General features: G+C 50.9%; 19 protein-coding genes. 4 read left to right on the forward strand and 15 right to left on the reverse strand.

The annotated features are described in order from the left end of the window. Positions 1-196 precede the first annotated feature (196 nt). The 3 genes from fsa to zwf are packed head-to-tail and all read right to left on the reverse strand — an operon-like array spanning position 197 to position 4,414. Positions 197-862: a fructose-6-phosphate aldolase gene (fsa, locus tag BLW29_RS06850; RefSeq protein WP_090977606.1), complete on the reverse strand. Its 666-nt coding sequence runs from the start codon at positions 860-862 to the stop codon at positions 197-199. 38 nt (positions 863-900) lie between these two features. Beyond that, positions 901-2,895, reverse strand: a complete 1,995-nt coding sequence (gene tkt, locus BLW29_RS06855; protein WP_090977608.1) for a transketolase — start codon at positions 2,893-2,895, stop codon at positions 901-903. Beyond that, complete coding sequence (zwf, locus tag BLW29_RS06860) at positions 2,873-4,414, reverse strand: glucose-6-phosphate dehydrogenase (RefSeq protein WP_090977610.1); 1,542 nt, start codon at positions 4,412-4,414, stop codon at positions 2,873-2,875. The genes tkt and zwf overlap by 23 nt, the downstream gene beginning before the upstream one ends. Positions 4,415-4,527: 113 nt before the next feature. Between zwf and BLW29_RS06865 the strand changes: the two genes are divergently transcribed. Beyond that, entirely contained in the window at positions 4,528-5,421 is an 894-nt protein-coding gene (locus BLW29_RS06865) for a LysR family transcriptional regulator (RefSeq protein WP_090977612.1), read from the forward strand. A gap of 138 nt (positions 5,422-5,559) precedes the next feature. Here BLW29_RS06865 and BLW29_RS06870 read toward each other — a convergent pair whose 3' ends face one another. The 6 genes from BLW29_RS06870 to BLW29_RS06895 form a co-directional block, all read right to left on the reverse strand. Next, positions 5,560-6,276 carry a GntR family transcriptional regulator gene (locus tag BLW29_RS06870; RefSeq protein ID WP_090977613.1) on the reverse strand — a complete coding sequence of 239 codons (717 nt, stop codon included), beginning with the start codon at positions 6,274-6,276 and terminating at the stop codon, positions 5,560-5,562. After that, entirely contained in the window at positions 6,276-7,307 is a 1,032-nt protein-coding gene (locus BLW29_RS06875) for a sugar kinase (RefSeq protein WP_090977615.1), read from the reverse strand. Before BLW29_RS06875 ends, BLW29_RS06870 begins: the two co-directional genes overlap by 1 nt. Further along, positions 7,300-8,055 (reverse strand): 2-dehydro-3-deoxy-phosphogluconate aldolase, encoded by a 756-nt coding sequence (locus tag BLW29_RS06880; protein ID WP_090977617.1) that lies wholly within the window; start codon positions 8,053-8,055, stop codon positions 7,300-7,302. The genes BLW29_RS06875 and BLW29_RS06880 overlap by 8 nt, the downstream gene beginning before the upstream one ends. Position 8,056: 1 nt before the next feature. Beyond that, a complete protein-coding gene (locus BLW29_RS06885; protein WP_090977619.1) occupies positions 8,057-9,160 on the reverse strand; it encodes a DgaE family pyridoxal phosphate-dependent ammonia lyase in 1,104 nt (367 codons plus the stop codon). Beyond that, complete coding sequence (locus BLW29_RS06890) at positions 9,138-10,259, reverse strand: amidohydrolase/deacetylase family metallohydrolase (RefSeq protein ID WP_090977621.1); 1,122 nt, start codon at positions 10,257-10,259, stop codon at positions 9,138-9,140. The genes BLW29_RS06885 and BLW29_RS06890 overlap by 23 nt, the downstream gene beginning before the upstream one ends. Positions 10,260-10,435: 176 nt before the next feature. After that, the gene (locus BLW29_RS06895) at positions 10,436-11,206 is read right to left on the reverse strand and encodes a DODA-type extradiol aromatic ring-opening family dioxygenase (protein ID WP_090977623.1); all 771 of its coding nucleotides are present in this window, start codon (positions 11,204-11,206) and stop codon (positions 10,436-10,438) included. Between the two features lie 168 nt (positions 11,207-11,374). Between BLW29_RS06895 and BLW29_RS06900 the strand changes: the two genes are divergently transcribed. After that, positions 11,375-11,758: a winged helix-turn-helix transcriptional regulator gene (locus BLW29_RS06900; RefSeq protein ID WP_090977815.1), complete on the forward strand. Its 384-nt coding sequence runs from the start codon at positions 11,375-11,377 to the stop codon at positions 11,756-11,758. A 70-nt stretch (positions 11,759-11,828) separates the two neighbouring features. On the opposite strand, the gene BLW29_RS06905 is transcribed toward BLW29_RS06900, so the two are convergent. Continuing rightward, entirely contained in the window at positions 11,829-12,725 is an 897-nt protein-coding gene (locus BLW29_RS06905; protein WP_090977625.1) for a phytanoyl-CoA dioxygenase family protein, read from the reverse strand. A gap of 176 nt (positions 12,726-12,901) precedes the next feature. On the opposite strand from BLW29_RS06905, the gene BLW29_RS06910 reads away from it, so the two are divergent. Both BLW29_RS06910 and BLW29_RS06915 read left to right on the forward strand, forming a co-directional pair. Further along, on the forward strand, positions 12,902-13,798 hold the full coding sequence (locus tag BLW29_RS06910) for a helix-turn-helix transcriptional regulator (protein ID WP_090977627.1): 897 nt from the start codon (positions 12,902-12,904) through the stop codon (positions 13,796-13,798). 165 nt (positions 13,799-13,963) lie between these two features. After that, entirely contained in the window at positions 13,964-14,770 is an 807-nt protein-coding gene (locus tag BLW29_RS06915; RefSeq protein WP_090977629.1) for a sugar phosphate isomerase/epimerase family protein, read from the forward strand. A gap of 482 nt (positions 14,771-15,252) precedes the next feature. On the opposite strand, the gene BLW29_RS06920 is transcribed toward BLW29_RS06915, so the two are convergent. The 5 genes from BLW29_RS06920 to BLW29_RS06940 form a co-directional block, all read right to left on the reverse strand. Continuing rightward, positions 15,253-16,662, reverse strand: a complete 1,410-nt coding sequence (locus BLW29_RS06920) for a sulfatase (protein WP_218147091.1) — start codon at positions 16,660-16,662, stop codon at positions 15,253-15,255. A gap of 66 nt (positions 16,663-16,728) precedes the next feature. Continuing rightward, a complete protein-coding gene (locus BLW29_RS06925) occupies positions 16,729-17,655 on the reverse strand; it encodes a TauD/TfdA dioxygenase family protein (RefSeq protein ID WP_090977631.1) in 927 nt (308 codons plus the stop codon). Positions 17,656-17,673: 18 nt separating this feature from the next. Continuing rightward, the gene (locus BLW29_RS06930) at positions 17,674-19,272 is read right to left on the reverse strand and encodes an extracellular solute-binding protein (RefSeq protein ID WP_090977633.1); all 1,599 of its coding nucleotides are present in this window, start codon (positions 19,270-19,272) and stop codon (positions 17,674-17,676) included. A 41-nt stretch (positions 19,273-19,313) separates the two neighbouring features. Next, positions 19,314-20,180 (reverse strand): carbohydrate ABC transporter permease, encoded by an 867-nt coding sequence (locus tag BLW29_RS06935; protein WP_090977635.1) that lies wholly within the window; start codon positions 20,178-20,180, stop codon positions 19,314-19,316. Positions 20,181-20,195: 15 nt separating this feature from the next. Then, positions 20,196-21,170, reverse strand: coding sequence for an ABC transporter permease (locus tag BLW29_RS06940; protein ID WP_090977637.1), 975 nt, complete (start codon positions 21,168-21,170; stop codon positions 20,196-20,198). Positions 21,171-21,243 lie beyond the last annotated feature (73 nt).

Consider the following 21,243-nt stretch of genomic DNA (forward strand, 5'->3'; position numbering starts at 1 on the left):
TGAGCTCTGGTAGCCCCGCCTTTGTAACGGTTGTCAGCGTGCTTATTTCACAAAAAAATCGACTTTTAGATCGCTAACGCTTGTGACAGAGCTTATATCCAGTAAAATGGCTGATTTCTATTCGAAAATGTAAAGCGGGGAGTGCCCAAAAAAGACCACTCCGAGGAGTGGTCTGATTTTACTCTTAATGCTGGGTTTATTGTACAGTTTTCTTCCAATCGGCAGCGAATTTCTCCATGCCTTGATCCGTCAGCGGATGCTTGGATATTTGCTCGATGACCGAGAATGGAATCGTAGCAATATGTGCGCCGGCCATCGCTACGCGAGTAACGTGATCCGGGTGACGGACGGAAGCAGCGATAATTTGCGCATCCAGGTTATGAATACGGAACAACTCAGCGACCTTCGAGACCAATAGAACACCGTCTTCGGAGATGTCATCCAAGCGGCCAAGGAACGGAGACACGTAAGTTGCGCCGGCACGAGCGGCCAGAAGCGCTTGATTGACCGTGAAGATCAGCGTTACATTCGTTTTGACGCCTTTCTTAGTCAAGTAACGGCAAGCCTCCAAACCTGCAAGCGTCATTGGGAGCTTGATCGTGATGTTAGGGTCGTTATTGTTGATCTTGATCAGCTCATTGGCTTGTGCGATCATTTCTTCGGCATTAAGAGCGTCAGGTGTGACTTCCGCCGAAACGGATTCAACTTCGGGCACTAATTTTAAAATTTCTTCGATGCGATCCTCGAACTTTACGCCTTCTTTGGCAACCAAGGACGGATTCGTTGTTACGCCGGATAGGACGCCGGTTTTATAGGCTTTCTTGATGTCTTCTACATTGGCAGTATCGATAAAAAATTTCATGGTTTACGACCTCCATTATGGTGTAATGTAACAGCCTATTAGTTCAGTAATTCTTTCGTTTGACGTACTACATTTGCCGTAGAGAATCCAAAGTACTCTAACACTTCTGTACCCGCGCCGGATGCACCGAAGGTATCAATCGATATATTCTTGCCGCCAAGCCCTGTGTAACGTTCCCAGCCTAACGAGATGCCGGCTTCGATGGAAACTCGCTTCGTCACAGCTGCAGGCAGAACGCTTTCCTTGTAGGCTGCCGACTGACGATCGAACAGCTCTCTGCTCGGCATTGCTACTACGCGAACGGAGATGTTATCCTGCTCAAGTTCAGCTTTGGCGTTTACGGCCAGCGAAACTTCCGATCCTGTTGCAATCAGGATCACATCCGGCTGAGCGTTCGTTTCAGACAGGATATAAGCCCCTTTTGCTACCGCATCAATATTGCCCTTGGTCTCTTCATATACAGGGAGGTTCTGTCTGCTCAAGATGAGTGCAACCGGACCTTCCTTCTGCTGCAGCGCATATGCCCATGCACTTGCTGTTTCATTGGCATCCGTCGGTCTGATGACGGTCAAGCCCGGAATGGTGCGCAGGGCAGCCAAGTGTTCAACAGGCTCATGCGTTGGGCCGTCTTCGCCGACTGCGATGGAATCATGCGTGAATACATAAGTCAAAGGCAGCTTCATCAGCGCCGCCAGACGAATGGCCGGGCGCAAGTAATCGCTGAATACGAAGAAGGTGCTAACGAATGGTTTTACCCCTCCATGCAAAGCCATACCGTTACCGGCAGCGCCCATTGCATGCTCCCGCACGCCGAAGTAAACGTTGCGTCCTGAGTATGACCCCACTGCGAAGGTTTGCTCGCCGCTGATATCCGTCATCGTCGAGTGCGATAAATCCGCGCTGCCGCCGAAGATGGAAGGTACGGTTTTCACATAATGATTGATTGCATTTCCGCTTGCAATACGAGTTGAAACCGTCTTAGCGGAATCGAAGGTTAGAATATCGGCCGGTGCAATCACCACGGATCCGTCGATGACTTGCTCCAGTTCTTGGCCTTGTGCCGGGAATGCGGCTTTATAGGAAGCAACCAATTGATTCCACGCTTCTTCTTTGGCCTCACCATTACGCTTCAGTTGTTCGAAATGAGCTTTCACATCTTGCGGTACCGTGAATTCTTCCTCATACTCCCAGCCATATACTTTCTTCGTTGCGATGGCTTCTTCTTTACCGATCGGATTGCCGTGTACTTTGTTTGTACCCGCTACTTTACTGCCGTAACCAATAATTGTCCGAACCTCGATCAAGGTTGGCTGTGTATTATTCTGCTTAGCCGCTTCAATCGCTGCAGCAATTCGCGTAATATCATTGCCGTCTTCCACGCGGATATACTGCCAGTTCGCCGACTCCGCTCTCTTCTGAATATTTTCCCCAAAGGAAAGGTTTAGCGCTCCATCCAGGGAGATGTCGTTAGAATCATACAATACGACTAGCTTGCCCAGTTTCATATGTCCGGCCATCGACATGGCCTCATAAGAAATACCTTCCATTAGGTCACCGTCGCCAACCAGCGCATACGTATGATGATCGACAACCGGGAAACCTTCTTGATTGTATTTAGACGCAAGATGCGCTTCGGCCATCGCCATGCCGACTGCCATCGAAATCCCTTGTCCAAGCGGGCCAGTCGTTGCATCAACACCGTCTGTATGGCCATATTCGGGATGACCGGGCGTTAAGCTATTCAGCTTGCGGAACTGTTTGAGATCATCGATCGATACTTGATAGCCGGACAAATGCAGAAGGCTATAGAGCAATGCGGAACCATGTCCCGCTGATAATACGAAACGATCGCGGTTGAACCACTTGGCATGACTCGGATTGTGATTTAATGACTTGGACCATAAGGTATAAGCCATCGGTGCTGCACCCATTGGCAATCCCGGATGACCGGAATTGGCGTTGTTAATAGCGTCAATGGATAAAGTACGGATCGTATCGATTGCGAGTTGCTCAATTGTTTGTGATGTAAGCATAGTGTTCCCCTTCCTTTTCGTGTGTTTCATTCTCACGTTCTGTATGTTCATCGAACCACCAGTGATAGCCATCCTCTGCCAATAACGCATCGGATGCGGCTGGTCCGTAAGTGCCTGCTTCATAAGGATAGAGCGGAACCGTGTTCGCTTGGAAAGCATCCAAGATCGGCTGCACCCATTGCCAGGACAGTTCTACTTCATCCCAGTGCGCGAAGAATTTAGGATCGCCGTTCAGGGCATCATGAATCAAGTTCTCATACGCTTCCGGCGTGTCGTCTTGGCTGGCATGGAAGTCGATATTGATCGGCTTGAACTCCCCTTTATGCTGCGGGTCCCTTGTATTTAACTGCAGCACGATGCCTTCGTTCGGACTGATCTCAAAGACCAGAAGATTAGGCGCTTGTCTGTGGTCATACGCCTGCGCCTCCTTGGATGTCTCCTTTAACGGCTCCTTGAATTCAATGACAATTCGAGTCGATTTCTCTTTCATGCGTTTGCCTGTTCGTATATAGAAAGGAACGCCGCGCCAGAAGTAATCATCGATCTGCAATCGAGCCGCAATAAACGTATCGTTCATGGATGTGTCCGCAATCCCCGGCTCATCACGATAACCGGCAACGGGTTTCCCTTGAATGGTGCCAGCTCTGTATTGCCCACGGATAATGCTCGCGCTGATTTCTTGTTTCTGTACCGGCTCAAGTGCTTCCATGACCTTCTTCTTCTTGAAACGGACCATCTCGGTGTCGCTGTGATTAGGAAGATGGCTTGCCAGCATCATGAGAAGCTGCAGCATATGGTTCTGGAACATGTCTCGCACAGCGCCTACATGATCGTAATAACCGGCTCTTTCCTCCACGCCTACCGTTTCATTGGCTGTAATTTGCACATTTGCAATGTAACGGTTGGTCCACAAGGCTTGCAGAACCGGATTCGATTGCTGCAGAATCTCGAGCTTCTGCACCATCGGCTTGCCTAGATAATGATCGATACGGTAAATTTCCTCTTCCGCGAAAGCTTTGCTCAGCTTTTCATTTAAATCCCGGGCAGATTGCAAATCATAACCGAAAGGCTTCTCGATCACGAGACGTTTCTGGGAAGCCCCAAGTCCGCTTGCTTGGATATTAGCTGCAATGGTTTCGAAATGCTCCGGACCCACGGACAAATAAAACATCCGATTCGGTTTCGTAATGTGAAGCTGCTGCTCCCTCTCTTCGATGAGGTTCAACAAATTGCGGTAATCTTCAATTCGGCCCACATCCAATATGTTGTAGCGGAATGCTTCTAGAAAACGCTCCAGCGAGGCTGGATCATCAACTACCTCACGTCTCGAATACGTACGAAGTGATTTCTCGACATTGGAGCGAAAGGTATCGTTAGACAGCTCTCTTCTGCCAAGACCAATTAGTGTGAAAGCTTCCGGTAATTTTCCATCGATGAATAAGTTATATAATGCCGGGTATATTTTGCGTTTCGCTAAATCACCGGTTGCGCCAAACAGTACAAACGTGGTCGGTTCCATTATTCCATACTCCTTCCAGTTAATCGCTGGTATCTCTTCTGTAGTTCCACTATAATACGAAATACATCTATACAAGTAATACATATATTTCAGAGGAGCTATAGACCACGTCTATGACCAACAATTATGAGTTGTACAAAGTATTCTATTGGGCCGCGAAGACAGGAAGCTTAACGCAAGCTGCTAAGGCACTTTATATTACCCAACCTAGCGTCAGTCATGCGATCAAACAGCTGGAAGACAGCTTTGGCATTACGCTGTTTTACAGAAATTCCAAAGGCGTCGCGCTTACGCAAGAAGGTTCTTTGCTGTATTCCTATATCGAGCAATCCCATATCTTGATCTCTATAGCTGAAGAGAAAATGGCCGCACTCAAAAATCTCGACAGCGGTGAGCTGCGCATCGGCGGCAGTGATTCCTTGTTTAAGCACTACATGCTTCCGTATTTGGAGGACTTTAATCGCAAGTATCCAGGCATCCGGCTTCATCTAAATCATGGGACGACACCTGAGGTCATTTCTTTTCTTAAAGAGGGCAAAATAGACTTAGGCGTCGTGCGCATGCCGATTGTGGATCCTCAGCTTGAGGTGAAGGAGAGTATTCAGTTACAGGATTGTTTTGTTGCGGGAGCTCGTTACGCCGATCTGAAGGAGACCGTCCTTTCGCTGGAAATGCTGCTTCAGCACCATCTGATTCTGTTCTCACGCAATAGTCGGGCACGAATGGCGATCACGGAATTGTTCCAAAACTACGGTTACACCCTTAGGCCTGAAATTGAAGTCGGCAGCGTAGATCTGCTGATCGAGTTTGCGAAGCGCGGACTTGGTATCTCCTACGTCACAAGGGAATTCGTGAAGAAGGAGCTCGAAGAGGGCTCTCTATTCGAAATTAAGCTGGACGTGCTTCTGCCGCCTTCGCAAGTGGGTATCATGATTATGCGCAACATGCCGCTATCCATTACCGCGACTCGATTTATTGAGTACTTTGATAAATTCTCATTGCGTTAGCAATTGAAAGGCTGAGCAGGAATTTGCTAGCGAGCACGATAAATGCTGCATGAAATGCAACACTTTTACGTAAAAAAAGAGCTCTGGTCACGAAAATGCTGCATGGAATGCAACCTATTCGCGACGAGAGCTCTTCACTTATACGTCGTAGTTGACGACGTATGGATGCCGTTCGGTATGGTAGTAGCCTTCGCTGTATTCGATCAATTCGTCGCTCTCGTCGTACGCATAGCGCGACCTCTTAAGCAGCGGCGTTCCCGCCTCGATGTGCAGCGCAGCCGTGACGTAAGCCTGCACCGTCGCACATACGGAGAATTCATCCCGGTACTTGCTGATTGAAATACGCTGTTCGTCCAGCAAGTCGTATAGCGATTGCGCACCTAGGTCAGACAACTCGATGTTGGAAGCACGACTCGACAAGTAATGCGTGTAATGAATGTAAGGCTCGCCGTTCAAATGATATAATCGCTCGACTCGCAAGCATCGCTCACCGAACAGTTGATTCGCCGTCGTCCCTTCATCGTTGATGACATTCTCTGCGAAGAGCAGCTGTTTGCTGATCTGATGTCCATCCTCGACCAATACCTCGGTAAACCGTTTCAACTTAGACAGCTTGGAAGCAGACGTATTGCGGATCACCTTTGTACCTTTACCGCTGCCCTTCTCCACATAACCGTCCTGCGCCAGCTCCTTGATGGCATTGCGAACCGTAACTTTGCTGACCTGGAACTCTTGCTCGAGCTGAGGCTCGGATGGGATGTTCGTCCCAACGGGGTAAACCCCGTGCAGAATACGATCCTTCACGATACTCGCAATCTGCGCATACAATGGCTTCTTACTGCGTAATTGCTTCATTATCGAATCACGTCTCCGTTCGCAAGATCCGTCATCGCACGCTCGATTTCGCGCACCGTCGACATCGGCGTATCTCCGGCGACCGTGTGAGCGAGCATTGCGGCAGCGGTTGCGAAGCGAACGGTTCGCTCCGGCTCGAAGGCGGAGAGCTCGCCGTGAATGATGCCGCTGGCGAATGCATCGCCCGCTCCAATCCGATCGTAGACGGCGAAAGTGAGCGGCTCTGGAGCAATCGTAAGAGCGCCATACTTATATATAAAACCACGCAGCGAATGCGAGTTGTCTCGGTTAATGGAGCGATGCGTGCCCGCGATCACGGAGATGCCGGCGAATCGCTGGGCGATCACAGGCAGCAATTCCGTCAGCTGCTCCATTCGATCAGTCTTGTCTGTCGACATGCCAAGAATGTGGATCATGTCTCGCTCATTCATCATGACGATATCCGCAAGCTCCAGCATTTGTTCGTAATGGGGTTTTGCTTTCGCGTAACCTCCATCCCCCCAATGGGTCGGCCTGTAATTACAGTCGAAGACGACCGTTCCGCCGTTTCTCTTCACTGCCTTAGCAAGCTGAAACATATGCTGTCTCACGTTATCGTTCATGGCTAGTGTAATCCCGCAGAAATGAACGAGCTCGATTCGTGCAGCGATCGTGTCGTAATCATAAGCGTTAGGTGGAGCCGTGTTGAAGCTGCTCTCCTGCCGATTGGAGTACGTGACACGGCCAGGTCTAGCACCGAACCCATTCTCGAGAAAATACATGCCAAGGTAATTCCCTCCGCGGCTTACGTGTTCCAGTGACAAGCCCAGTTTGCGCAGATTCGCCGTGGCAGCTTCTCCGAGTGCATTGTCCGGCAACCGCGATATGAGGCTGCTGTCATGTCCGAATCGCGCAAGTGCGGAACCAACGTTCACGCCGGTACCGGAGAACGAATAGCGCAGGCTGTCTGCTTGGGACATCAATTCGTACCCCGGCACTTGCAAACGCATCATGACTTCGCCGAAAGCGGCGACACGCGAGCGATTAGCCATGGCGATCGACCAACTTCTTCATGATTTCGAGCAACTTGCGAACATCCTGGGCATTCGTCTTGCCGGTTGCTTTGTCGACGATCGACGAATAGACATGCGGTATAACCTGCGGTACGCCAGCTTCAAGCGCAATGCGCAGTATAGGCTCGAAATTGTCCATATCGATGCCGCCAGTCGGTTCCAGTGCGAACCCTTCTTCTGCACAAGCCTTCGCTACCTCTCGCAGCTCATCTTCGCATTTCAAGCCATTCATCGGAAAAAATTTGAGCGCATTGCCGCCCATGTCACGCACGAGTGCGATTGCTGTCTTCACGGGCACGATTGCCTGCTCCGGCTGCGCCGCGCTGAATGGACCTGTCGAGATATTCACGTAGCCTGCTTGTCCTGTAGGTGAAACGAGGCTATTGATCCAGCTGTCCCGCTCGCCTAAATTCGCCCGTGTGGCGCCAACTGCCGGGAAAACCTGATTGATATGCGTGCCTGGGTAATGCTTCACGATCTGCGCGACAACCGCTGCTTGCCGATTGTCCCCTGCGCCGAGTCCGATGGAGACCGCATCATCAATCGCTTCCCCATACAGCTTCATAGCGGTAACGGCAGCTTCGACGGTCGGATAGTCCTTGGAGAGGACACCGACAAGCACATGGCCTTCTGCGGCTTCGAAAACTTCCTTCGCATTCTCGACGCTGTTCGCCAGCACATTAAGGGCTGCGCGGCCTTTATACAATCGTTTCGTCATGTTGTTCATGTTAACGGCCTCCCGTAAGCGTAAGTATTCTTGCCGCGATGACATCCATGTCGTCACCAAGCAGCGGACGCGGATCGATATCAAAATAACCCTGCTTCACGCCATAATCGCGCGTGTAGATGGCAATGTCGCCACCTTGCAGTCCTTCAACGACTGCCTTCGCCGTCGTGCCGGACAGCTCCGGATCGATCTGAATGCGCGCACGGAATATCACGCGGCCCGCTTCATCTTGAACTACAGTAACTTTAATGCCTGGCAGCTCGTTCAGCGGAATCAGCATCTGCAGCGCAGCCTTCTCTTGCTCGCTGTTATCCTGCTTAACCATATACTCTTCAAGCGCTTGGAGCAGTCCGAATGTCGTTTCCTTCCCGACCTTCATGCTGCGGCCAATCCCGTGCAGCTGCACTTTGACCATCTCGATATAGGCACGTTTGCCTCCGACAATGCCGGAGGTCGGCCCTTCAATCGCCTTCGATCCGCTATAGATCGCGAGGTCCGAGCACTTCACATACTTGCGTACATCCTCTTCCGCAGCTGCGTCCACGATCAGAGGAACTCCATTTCGCTGCGCCACTTCCCAAGCTTCCTCCACGCTAATCATGTTCTTCTGAACCGCGTGGTGGGACTTCACATATAGAATTGCCGACGTGCGATCGTTGATCGCGTCTTCGACATGCTCGACTTTGCCTTCATTCGCATAACCGACTTCAACGAGCTTACCTCCGCCTAGAAAAACCATCGTTTCAACTGGTGCCCCGTACTGGACATTATGTCCTTTGAGAATAATGATTTCGTTCTTGGCGATTGGCTCTTGATGCAGACGTTCACTTAAGCGCCGATCGCCTTGCGTAACGATACCCGCAACAGATAATGCAATCCCGCTTGATGCTGAGTTGACGACGATTGCAGCTTCGGAACCCAACACTGCCGCAATATGGTCGCCTGCCTTGTCCACCAAATCGGCGATTTCCACATATCGTTGTCCGCCCAGCTTCATCGCTTCCATGACGGAATCCGACGGTGCCGACACACCGAGGATGCTCATTCGGCCGCTGGCATTAATAACGCGTTTCAAGCCATATTTAGCATTCAATGAATCGCCCATTCGCATATACTCCCTTAGCTTTTATTTGATGTTCGCCTTCGCGCATGTCTCCTTCGGAATCCACGAACACGATACGTTCTGCGGTCTCGAGAGAGAACAAAGTGAGATTCGCCGGGTCACCTACTTGAATAAGGCCGAGCTCTGGCTTTCCGAGCCAAGCGGCCGCGTTCACTGTCACGGCTTCAATCACTTCGTTTAGCGAATAACCTAGGCATAGAAACTTCGACATCACATGCGCCAAGCTATAAACAGGACCATGCTGCCGATTCCCGCGATAAATGTCTGAGCTGATCGTATCGAAACGAATTCCGTTTCGCCTCGCCGCCTCTGCCGCCTTGAAGGAGAAGCTAGCCGTACCATGACCGACATCCATACGAACCCCTCTGGCGATAGCCTCGCCTAACTCCGGGATCGGACTGCCGTCCTCGCGAAACAAATTATTGCTTTTCCCGTTCAAATAGTGCGTGACGACATCGTTTCTCGCGAGCAATGGGAGAATGTCTTCGGTTCTCGGCGGAGCGGATCCGATATGAACCATCAGCGGCAAGCCGGACTCTTCAGCCAGCTCCCTTGCTATGCGCAATGGCTGGATGCCATTATCGCGAACGACACTGCCGCTCATCCTCGCCTTCCAGCCGACGATGAAGTCGGGATAAGCTTGAACAGCCTCCAGCGCAGCTTCTCTATCCAGCCAAGCCAGATCGGACAGTTCATCGATTCGCTGCAAGCCGATCCGCGATACGTTCAGCAGCGCGAACAGGGTCGTCATTGCGCTCTCGCGGCTTGCCGACAATTCGCCGATTCGATCCGCACCGCAGCTGCCGGCATCGACAATCACCGCAACGCCCTGCTTCACACCAATCTCGTCGATGTCATCACCATAAGGATCAAGCTCCGGGAACGCATGAACATGCAAGTCGATCCATCCGCTCGATACATACAAGCCGGAACAATCAATCTCTCGACCGACATTGGAGGCGCCGCTGCCGCTGCTTGCCCCTGCTGTCGTTATTTCAGCGAGGATACCGGCTGCGATGACAAGATCAACCTGCCGACCGTCCATGAGTGTTGCCCCTCGCAAAACCAATCGATCCGTCATCGTAAGCCCACCTTTATTTTGCTGCAACGAATAGCCAATTCTTATTTCCACGATTATAACGTTATAATGTTTAATCTACATGGAAACAAAACAACCGTCAACAAACATTATAATGTTTGTTTCGAGCCTCTCTAATCAAAAAAAGCCCACCCGTCCGATCGACGAGTGGGCTTTACTTAAAACTGATAGCTGAGATTGCTCATGGAGCCATATTTGATTGGCTCATCGTACAGAACGCGAATTTCATGTCCCGGCGTTCCGCTCCCCAGCGCGATGAGCAGCGGTACGAAATGTTCGGCACGAGGTACGGCCTTCTTCGCATGCGGGGCTAACGTTTCATAGTTGCTTAGTGCCTCCATGTCTCGCGCGAGAACTTTCTCGGTAATCCAATCCGTGAATTCAACGGCCCATGGACGGGGCGGCGCATCGATATTTCGATCAAACTCATTGAAGTTATGCGTCAAGAAGCCGCTCCCGATTACGAGAATGCCATCCTTCTCAAGGCCTTGAAGCGCTTCTCCGATGGCAATCTGCTGCCTAGCCGGCAAGAAAGCATTGACGGAAACAGGGACAATGGGGATATCGGCCTCCGGGTAAGCATGCCGCATAATCGGAAATACCCCATGATCGAGCCCTCGGTACTTACGCTGAACCGGGATGTTATGCTTGCGCAGCCGCTCCTCTACAATAGAGGCCACGATATTCGATCCTCTTGCCGGATATTGCACCTGATAGTATTCGGGCGGAAACCCGTAATAATCGTATTCCATCTCATGAATGTCATCCGTGGCCGCGATCGTCGTGATTTGGCTCTCGAAATGCGCGGAGAAGATCACGATCGCTTTGGGACGAACCGAATTACCGAAGCGATTCAAGAAAGCGGTGAATTCGGACTGCTCGAAAATCGTAAATGGCGATCCATGCGTCAGAAATACAGGTGAAATCATAAGGTGACCTCCTAAGTGGACTGCCTGTATGGAGACATGCAGATCCCCTTGTATGAATATAGCTATGGGTTTATAATATAGCCTAGCCGTATTTTCAGGAAGTAGGCACATTGGAATGACTTAGTATCCAATATGAAACCATAGATAAACACTGGAGGAATTACGATGATGAATGACGATGGGTGCAAGATCGAAACCGCGTTAGAGATTCTAGTCGGCAAGTGGAAACCCATTATTCTTTTTCATCTATTCGGCAACGGTACGATGAGATTTAGCGAACTGCAGCGTGCAATGCCCGATATCTCGAAGAAAATGCTCACTTCACAGCTTCGGGAACTGGAGTATCACGATATCGTACACCGCGAGGTTTATCGTCAGATACCGCCTAAAGTGGAATATTCCATCACAGAGTACGGTACGAAGATGACGCCATTGCTGCAAGCGATCGGCAATTGGGGAATGACTCATGTGCAGCATTTGAACGAGCTGTACGGGGAAGATCGAGCAGTGGAATTATTCGAAACCAAAGAGAACAAGCTTGCGGGCAAGTAAGCCCCCGCGAACAACCACAAACAGTCCTGACCACCAAGAACCCTTGATGATCAGGACTGTTTATTTTATATTAGATCGACCATTCTTTACGTGCTTCTTCCATCGATTTCGACTTCTCTTGACCCCACGCATAATGGCCTTTCGGTTTCACGCCTACCCAGCGCTCATCGACGGGCTCCGAGCGAAGCTGATAGCGCGTATCGGAACTGATGCGGAATCTGCTCGTCGTATTATTGACCGAGCCGTGCAGCAGGAACATGCCGAAAATAATCATGTCGCCCGCCTCAAATGGCGTCGTTGCCCATTGTCCGCCGAACTTGTCCACGCATTCAATCGGATCTTTGGAAATCCAGCCAAGCTCGATATTGTCACGATCGACATCCATTTGTCCGTAAGTCGCTTTCATTTTCTCGAAGTTTTGCGATCCCAGGCAGATGGATAGCGGCCCCTGCTCGTATGGAACATCACCGAGCGGCGTCCACATCGTATACACTTGTTTGGTCCCGCGTCCCATATAAACGATGTCGTAATGGGCTCCGGTAAAGTCGCCGTTTCCTACTGCACGCGGCCATTTGTAGTCATAGGTCATCGCTTCTCCGCCGAGCAGACGATCGAAGAAGCTCATCACTTTCTCGCTGTTAACGAGATGATAGAATGGCATCATGTTCTCATCTTCTTCATTCACGGCGCCGCCGAACATCGCACCTTTGGCGCCTTGCGCAATGACACCTTCTTCAATCGGGAAGCCGGCATCCAGTTTATTCATGTCATGAAGCTTTTGCAATATTCCGCTGCGTGCGCTCATCACATCCGCCCGATCATGGAAACCGCGAATAAGCAGATAGCCATCCTCTTCCAGCCGTTGTCTTAGCGCATCTACATCGTGCAGCAAATCATTGGCACTGCGAAGCTCCGTCAAATACTTGCTGCCCATCTCGAGTTCCGCATTTCCCATCATGATCTTCATTCATAATTCCTCCCGTTTGAGTGGTTTCTTCTTGATAACCGAATCATAACACCGGGTATGGAAGTCAACCATTCAGAACGGTATGGATTTTTTGCATAAATGTAGTCTATAATAATGGTTATCCCTCAAATACTGATAGATTTGTAGGAAAACCACCTGTTATAGAGGTCATCTCGATGGATCATATGTTCCGATTGCCCAACTTGTACAATGCCATCCGCATTCCCGGCATCGAATACGCCAAACAAGAAGCCGGATGGTCCTATCCGGATCATCGGCACCCTTTCTTCGAATTTCTGTTTTGCATTTCCGGTGAAATCGAGCAATGGGTCAACGGCCGGATGTATCATCTGCACCCCGGAGATGCGATTATCATCCAATCGGACATGCTTCATCGTACCGAAACGCGGGTAGGCTGCAGCTTTTTCGATTTTCATTTTGAAGTCGAAATCAATGCTATCAATATGATCTTCCAGCTCACCTCGGATCCTGTATTTCGCAGTGAATCGCATGGGAACGTATCGGAATGGGTGACGCAGTTCATTACTCGTTTCGGTGAACACTTGCAGCAAATGATGGTGGCTCGCGAGGATAAGAGAGCATCGATTACAGACGAAATGGCCGCCTCTGTTAAGCAGCTGCAGATCCATTCCAGCATTTTGGATTTTATCGGCAACTTGGCATCGGAGCTCATTTCCACGCAAAATCATCAGCTGCCCACTTCCGGCATTAAGCCTTCCCAGATGAAGCTTGCGCGGGAGGCAGCCTATTGGATGGAATACCATCTCCATACGCCGATGAACATATCATCGCTATCGATACAATTGAATGTTCACCGCACTTACTTGCATGAATGCTTCAAACTCGTTTATGGCCTCTCACCTTCTGTGTACCTGCAGCGAATCCGCATTCGCGAGGCCAAGAAATTATTGCAAAACCAATCGATCAGCGTGGAAGAAATCGCGCATTCCCTGTGCTATTCTTCAACCAGCCATTTCAGCCATGCGTTTCGGACGGCTATGGGGGTCTCGCCTCAGCAATTCCGACATTTCACTAGCACAACTAGAGAGTAAACGAACCAAGCAAGCTAGCCTTCACAGGCGCAGCCCATTGCTTGGTTCTTTTTTATCTACAAATATGCAAACATGCAGGACGAATAGAAATGGTGCGGTCCGCTGCCTGATGCTACGATGAACCGATATGGAAGCAATTATGAGGCATAAAGGAGTCAACCACCGATGAGCATTCAGTTGTTTAAATCGCTTTGGGGCATGGAGCATCTGTCCTACCGGGAAAGTATCGAGCAAATTGCGGCAGCCGGTTACGACGGCGTGGAGTCGACCTTGCCTGCCCCTGAGCATACGAACGAATTTATGGAGCTGCTGCAGGAGCATCAGCTGGGCTTTATCGCCCTTATCGGCTCAAGCGGCGCAACAGTCAGCGCTCATGAAGAGGTGTTTGCTGCAGGAATAGAACGAGCAGCGGCTTTCCGCCCGCTGCTCGCTATTTCACATAGTGCCCGGGATTGTTGGTCCTTCGAGGATCAATTCAGTTTCTTCCGTTCGGCGCTTCGCGCAGAGCAGGCAGCCGGTGTACGGGTAGGGCACGAAACGCATCGTCACCGTGCCATGTACACGCCATGGAACACGGCGAAGCTGCTCCAGGAGCTGCCGGATTTGCGCATTACGGCGGATTTCAGCCATTGGTGCTGTGTCTGTGAAACACTGCTCGAGGATCAGGGGGATGCGCTGCGGATCGCCTTCGAGCGCACGATTCACATCCACGCACGCGTCGGCTATGCGCAAGGACCGCAAGTTCCGCATCCTGCCGCCCCGGAATATGCGCCGGAATTACAGCGGCATGAACTATGGTGGAGCAGCATTCTTGCACAGCGCGAGAAGCAAGGATTCACATCAACAACCGTTACTCCTGAATTCGGGCCGCCCGGGTATATGCATACGCTCCCCTTCACCCGCCAGCCGGTGTCCGATTTATGGGACACTTGCTTATGGATGGGGGAGCGTATGCGGGCTAAATTCAAATAAACATGCGGCTCCTCCACCCCATTTGTAACGAGGTGAGGGAGCCGCATCTGCTTCATTCCGCAAGGACAGAGGACTCTCATCTCTGAAGTGATGTAAATTGTGCAACAATTTAACTTCCATGTCTCTTATCCCGCGAAAATGTTGCACAAAAGGCAGCATTTTCCTCGGATAAGTGACATTTAAGCCCGATTGCATCGATATTGTTGCATTTTCTACAACATTTTCGCTAAAGCAGCGAAATCATCGCGTAATGCTGCATTTTCTGCAACATTTCGCATGCGCTCTCTAAAACAAACTAACCACTTTCGCCCCGCGCTGAATGCCGAGAGGCTCGCCTTTTGTGGATACTGAGAATGCGGAAATGGAACTCTCAGTCGTCGTAAACGCATCAAACGAAAGCCGAGAGTCCCGATACGGGACTCGCAGCTAGCAAACTAACCCCATCTCGCCCATGGCTGCCCGATTCTCGCTCTGGCAGCCTTCTACTTCACTATGCTTGCGACGCCACCTTCCGGATTGGCTTCCGGAATGACGGCACCGATCTGCTCACGCCACTCGTGAAGCATCTGACGCAGTCGTTCGGTCCGCTCTGGATGCAACTCAGCGATATTGTGCTCTTCCGACAGATCTGTTCGCAAGTTGTACAACTCCAAACGACCGTCTTCAAAAAACTCAATGAGCTTGTAATCGCCCTCTCTCACCGACGACCCCGGCGTTCCCCCTTGATTGCCGTAATGGGGATAATGCCAGAATATCGCTTCCCGGCTCAGGCTCTCCTCACCTCTGAGTACGGGAACTAAACTTACGCCGTCCTTATGCTGCTCCGGCAGCAGGTCCAGTCCCGCCATCTCCAGCAGAGTCGGATAGAAATCGGGGCTCGTTACCGGGACCTCACTCACACTGCCCGGCTTCGCAACTCCAGGCCATCGGATAATGAGAGGCTCCCGCACGCCGCCTTCGTACATCCAGCCTTTCCCTTCCTGAAGCGGACTGTTACAGGTCGGCGAACCTTCGGCCGTTGCGAGACCGCCATTGTCGGATGTGAAGACAATGACGGTGTTATCCAACTGGCCAGTTTCTTCCAAAGCCTTCACTAATCGGCCGATATTCCAATCGAGATTATAGATCATCGCCGCGTAAGCAGGGTCCGACTGCACAATGCGCCTCTGCACCCGCAAATGTTTCTTATGTTCGCAAGGGAAGAACTCCCCTTCGACGAACGCTTCCACCCGGTCCAGCCCAAGAGCCTTGGCCTTTTCCGCGAAACGCTTGGTGAGCTCTGCGCTGACCTCAATCGGGATGTGCACGGCATAATGCCATAAATTCAGAAAGAAAGGTGCCCCTTCATTTTGCCGGATCAACTCTATTGCCTCGTCCGTCAGCCGGTCCGTTAAATATTCTCCTTCAGGCCCTTCCTCCAACGTCTCAATGCCATAGGGGCTAAAGAAGCCATTCACCGGCATCCCCCAGCTGCAGCCTCCGATATTGACATCGAAACCGTGTCGGTCCGGATAATGCTCACGTTCGCCGAGATGCCATTTGCCCACGTGCCACGTCTGATAGCCCTGCTCCTTCAATGCGGTCGCCACGCTTTTCTCCTGCAGCGGAAGGTGCCGGATGTACGGCGCATCGATCAGTTTCCCGCTCGTTTGGCCGCCGATCCAGTTGGTCACGCCAACATGTGCCGGATATTTGCCGCTCATCATGCTGGCCCTGGTAGGCGAACAGACCGGAGCGGCAGCATAAGCATCGGTGAATCGAACACCTTCGGCGGCAAGTCGGTCCAGGTTCGGCGTTTCATAGAAGAGGCTGCCATAACATCCGAGATCCATCCAGCCCATGTCGTCGATTAGAATAAATAGCAGATTTGGTTTATCCTTCGGCACACCCACCAATTGTTCTCCTCCAATCTATAAATAGGGAAGAGAGCCCGCGTCACTCGCGGGCTCTACTCTTTCTTAATAAGGCCGATCGCCTACAATCGCCACCCGCTCCGCTACGCGGCGGTTCGGGTAATAATCCGAATTCGCGTAATGCTGAGTTGCGCGATTATCCCAGAACGCGATAGAGTTCGCTTGCCAGCGGAAGCGGACTTGAAACTCGGGCAGCTGCGAATGGCGGAACAGATACGTCAGCAGTTCCTCGCTTTCCTCCGCTTCCAAGCCGGCAATTCGCACCGTAAAGTTCGGATTGACGAACAGCGTCTTTCTTCCCGTTTCAGGATGCGTACGCACGACCGGATGCTCGGCCGCCGGAAACTCCTCCTGCCGACGTTGCAATTCCTCGGGAGCAAGATTCACCCCGAAGACGTGGGTGAAATCATGAATCGCCGTCAGCCCGTCGATGCGCTGTTTCACCTCATCGGGCAAATTGTCATATGCAGCTGCTTGATCCGACCACAGCGTGTCTCCTCCGAGCGGCGGCACCTCCGTAATACGCAAGACCGACCCAAGCGCAGGCGTCAATCTCCAGCTGACATCCGAATGCCAGTTGTTCTCGTGCCCGGGCTTCTTGTCATTCTTCGCGAAGCGTACGACCTCATTCGAATTACCCTGAGGCAGGAAAGGATGAGTTTCCAGCTCTCCCCATAGTCGGGCGAACGCCTGCTGCTGCTCACTGGTAATGTCCTGCTCACGGAAGAAAATCACTTTCCATTCCAGCAAAGCGCGGTTCAGCTCCTTCTGAAGCTCCGGCGAGACCGGATTTCGGAGGTCAACACCTTCGATCTCTGCTCCGATAAGCGGGCCATAAGGTTTAACTTGGAACAGCGTATACGGCTGCTCATCTACGCCCTCCGGCAATCGATTAATAATGCGTGGGCCTCCTTTAAGGCCTCGGTCCGGAATATGCCGTGGACGTTCCTCCGTCGTAATCGTTTTAGCCATCGTACATTCTCCTCTCTATTATGATTTGGCAGCACTTTGATTCTTGTATTCCTCGTTGATTGCCTTCAGGATGTCCTCGCCCCCGGCCTGACGCCATTCATTGCCGAGCTCTGCGATCCCTTTATCCACATCAAGCTTGCCATTCAACAGGTTCACGAAATATTGGTTATACACTTCATTAACCGCTTTTCCATATTCAATCTCAGCTTCCGTCTTGCGGATAATGAGATTCGGCACATAGTATTGTGAAGCGATCTTGACCGAGTCGAGGGCACGATCGATGTTCAGCTCCGTCTGCGGCAAGTAGTTCTCGTCGATTGGCCAAGTCACGTTCCCCCATGCAAGCGGATGACCCCAGCCGTTCGGAGCAAATCCATCCTTCTCGCGTTCCGCCTCGTTATAAGTAATTTTGTCTCCTTCTTTCGTGTAGTGGACGCCTTCAATGCCGAGCTGAAGCAGGTCGCGTCCTTCCTTGGACAGCATAAACTCGATGAACTCGGCCGCCTTCTCAGGATTCTTAGCCTTACTGGTAACTGCTGTGAACAAAGCGGTCTTCGGACGTGTTGCCATCCCTTGTTTCCCTTCCGGTCCTGCCGGCGGCGCATCGAAACCAAGCACGCCATCGGGGTTAACCTGCTTCAAGCTGCCTTCAATGCGGCTCACGTGGCGGAACAATGGACCATCCATCACGCCTGCCTTACCCTGAAAAAACTTCTGCTCCTTTGTCGGCCGGTCATAAATGATATATTCCGGATCGATCAACTTCTCCTCGTACCATTTCCGCAGCTCCTCAATCCCTTTCTTGAAAGCAGGATCTTCGAACCGCGGAATGACTTCTCCTTTATCGTTCAAGGCATAGTCAGCGTATGGCAGTCCGTACGCATATAGAACAAAATCGAATGCGGTGAGTGCGTCCCCGGCAACCGGCTTATTCGTGATAAAACCGAAGGTGTCGGCTTTGCCATTGCCATCCGGGTCTTTCTCCACAATGGCTTTCAGCGTGCTGTGAAATTCATCTAACGTTTTCGGATGAGGCAGGCTCAGCTTATCCAGCCAATCCTGGCGAAACTGAACGGTGTAATTGGACTTTTCCATGCCGCTCACGAAGGGATATCCGTAATATTTGCCGTCTACGGCCGTCCACTGCAGTCCGTTGTCGAGCTTGGCTTTGATTGTAGGGAGTTTGTCGAAATAATCGTTTAGCGGAAGAAGAATGCCTTCTTTAATCCATTGGGAAACGGAAGAGGATGGATACTGCGTTGTCACAACGTCAGGAAGATCGCCGCTTGCAATAGCCACGTTGATTTTGTCATACGAGAATTCCGGTGATATCTTGATCGTCAGCTTGATGTTCAGTCGCTTGTTAATTTCGGCAATAATACGATCGTTCGGTACCAGCGGCTTTGCGCCTTGATCGCCGGTGGTCAAATACACGAGTTCGTACGGCTCTTCGGCAGCAGAAGCTGAACCGGAATTGGCACCGGAAGCGGAAGTAGAGCCATTCGTACTCGCCTCGTTCGCATCCGGCTTATTCGAGCAGCCCGCCGTTATGATCAGCGCTGCCGCCGCCAGTCCGATCACCCATTTCTTCATCTTTATTCCTTTTCGATAAACCATTTCTCTTTCCTCCCGTTTGATCATTTTTTATAGTGAAGGATTTACTCCTTGACCCCGCCAATCAACACGCCATTGATAAAATACTTCTGGAAAAATGGATAAATCAGCATGACCGGAATAGAGGCCGCCATAACGGTCGCCATCTTGATGGATGGTCCAAGGAGGAAAAGGCTGTCGCCGCCTCCCGAGTAGGACGATTCGTTCTCGAACAGCATGCTTCGCAAGAACAACTGCAAAGGCCAAAGCTCCTTGTCGCTGATGAAGAATATCGCGTTGAAAAAATCATTCCACCGCGTTACAGCGTAGAAGAGCGTAATCGTCGAAATTGCCGGCATCGATAAAGGAATGACAATCTTGAACAGGATCCCCAGGTCATTATTGCCGTCGATCTTCGCTGCTTCAACCAACCCATCCGGCATCGAGGAGAAGAAGTTTTTCATAATGATCAGGTTATAGGTATTGAGCGCGCTTGGGATGATCAACGCCCATACCGAATTCATCATGCCGAGGTCTTTAACCAATAGATAGGTTGGAATTATGCCGCCGCTGAACATCATCGTAAACACGAGCAGAAACATAATTACGCGCTGCCCCTTAAGTCCGGGCCTCGACAGCGCATAAGCCGCCAGCACCGTAAGAATCATATTAAGCGCCGTTCCCACGACCGTAACGAACAACGTCACTCCGTAAGACCTCCACAATTCGTTCATCGAGAATAAGTAGGTATAAGCTTCAAATGTAATCTGCTTAGGGAAGAGGTGAATGCCGGAACTAAGGTACTCCTCCAGCGGAATGACGGATACCACGAGCGTATCCCAGAACGGATACACCGTAACGACGGCCACGATAGTCAGAAATACGAGATTAAACGAATTGAATAGCTTACCTGCCCTGCTTGTGTACTGCATAGTCCCCCTCCTGTTTCAGTAAACACCCTGTTCGCCCATCCGCCTGGAAAGCCAATTTGCCGCGACGAGCAGAGCGAAATTGATCAGGGATTTGAATAATCCAACTGCTGCCGCAAGGCTGAATCGTCCGTCCGTTAAGCCGATTCGGTATACATAGGTGTCAATAATGTCCGAGACACGGTATACACCCGGATGATAGAGCACGAAGATTTGCTCGAAGCCGGCTTCCATTATTCCGCCCAGCCGAAGAATAAGAATGAGCACGATGGTGCTTCGGATCAGCGGGATCGTGAGATGCACAAGCCGCTGCAAGCGATTTGCCCCGTCGATGACCGCCGCTTCGTACAGATGAGGACTGATCCCGGACAAGGCTGCCATGTAGATGATCGTGTTCCAGCCGAATTCTTTCCATATCATCGAGAAGACAAGCGTGCTGCGAAAATAAGATTCATCACTCAGGAATCCAACAGGCGTACCTCCAAATACCTTAATCAAGTTATTGACGATACCGCTGTCCGTGGAAAGCAAATTAATCAGAATACCACCGAGAATAACCCAGGAAATAAAGTGAGGCAGGTAAATGATCGTCTGTATCGTCTGCTTGAACAGCCTCGCCCTGACCTCGTTCAATAGCAAGGCAGCGATAATGGGAGCCGGAAATCCGAAGGTAAGCCGGTAAAGCGAGATGATCACCGTGTTTTTGATCACTTGCCAGAATTTATCCTGAGAGAACAGGTACTCGAAATGCTTCATACCGGCCCAATCACTGCCCAATATCCCTTTCATAATGCTGAAATCCTTGAAGGCAACGACCGCTCCGTACATCGGGATGTAATGAAAGATCAAGTAATAGAGAAGCGCGGGTACCAGCATCAAATACAGATAACGATTAAACCAGACGTACCTCACAAGCTTTGATTTTCGCCGAATGGGCTCTGGTGGCAGTGCTCTGACCTCTTTCACAACGACCTCGCTGTCGACGTATGCCATACTAATTGCTCCTTTACGATAAAATGAAAAGAGACACAACATTGGCATGCATGCTGTGTCTCCGATCGAACGG

Source organism: Paenibacillus sp. CF384 (genome assembly GCF_900106745.1).
Classification (GTDB): Bacteria; Bacillota; Bacilli; order Paenibacillales; family Paenibacillaceae; genus Paenibacillus_Z.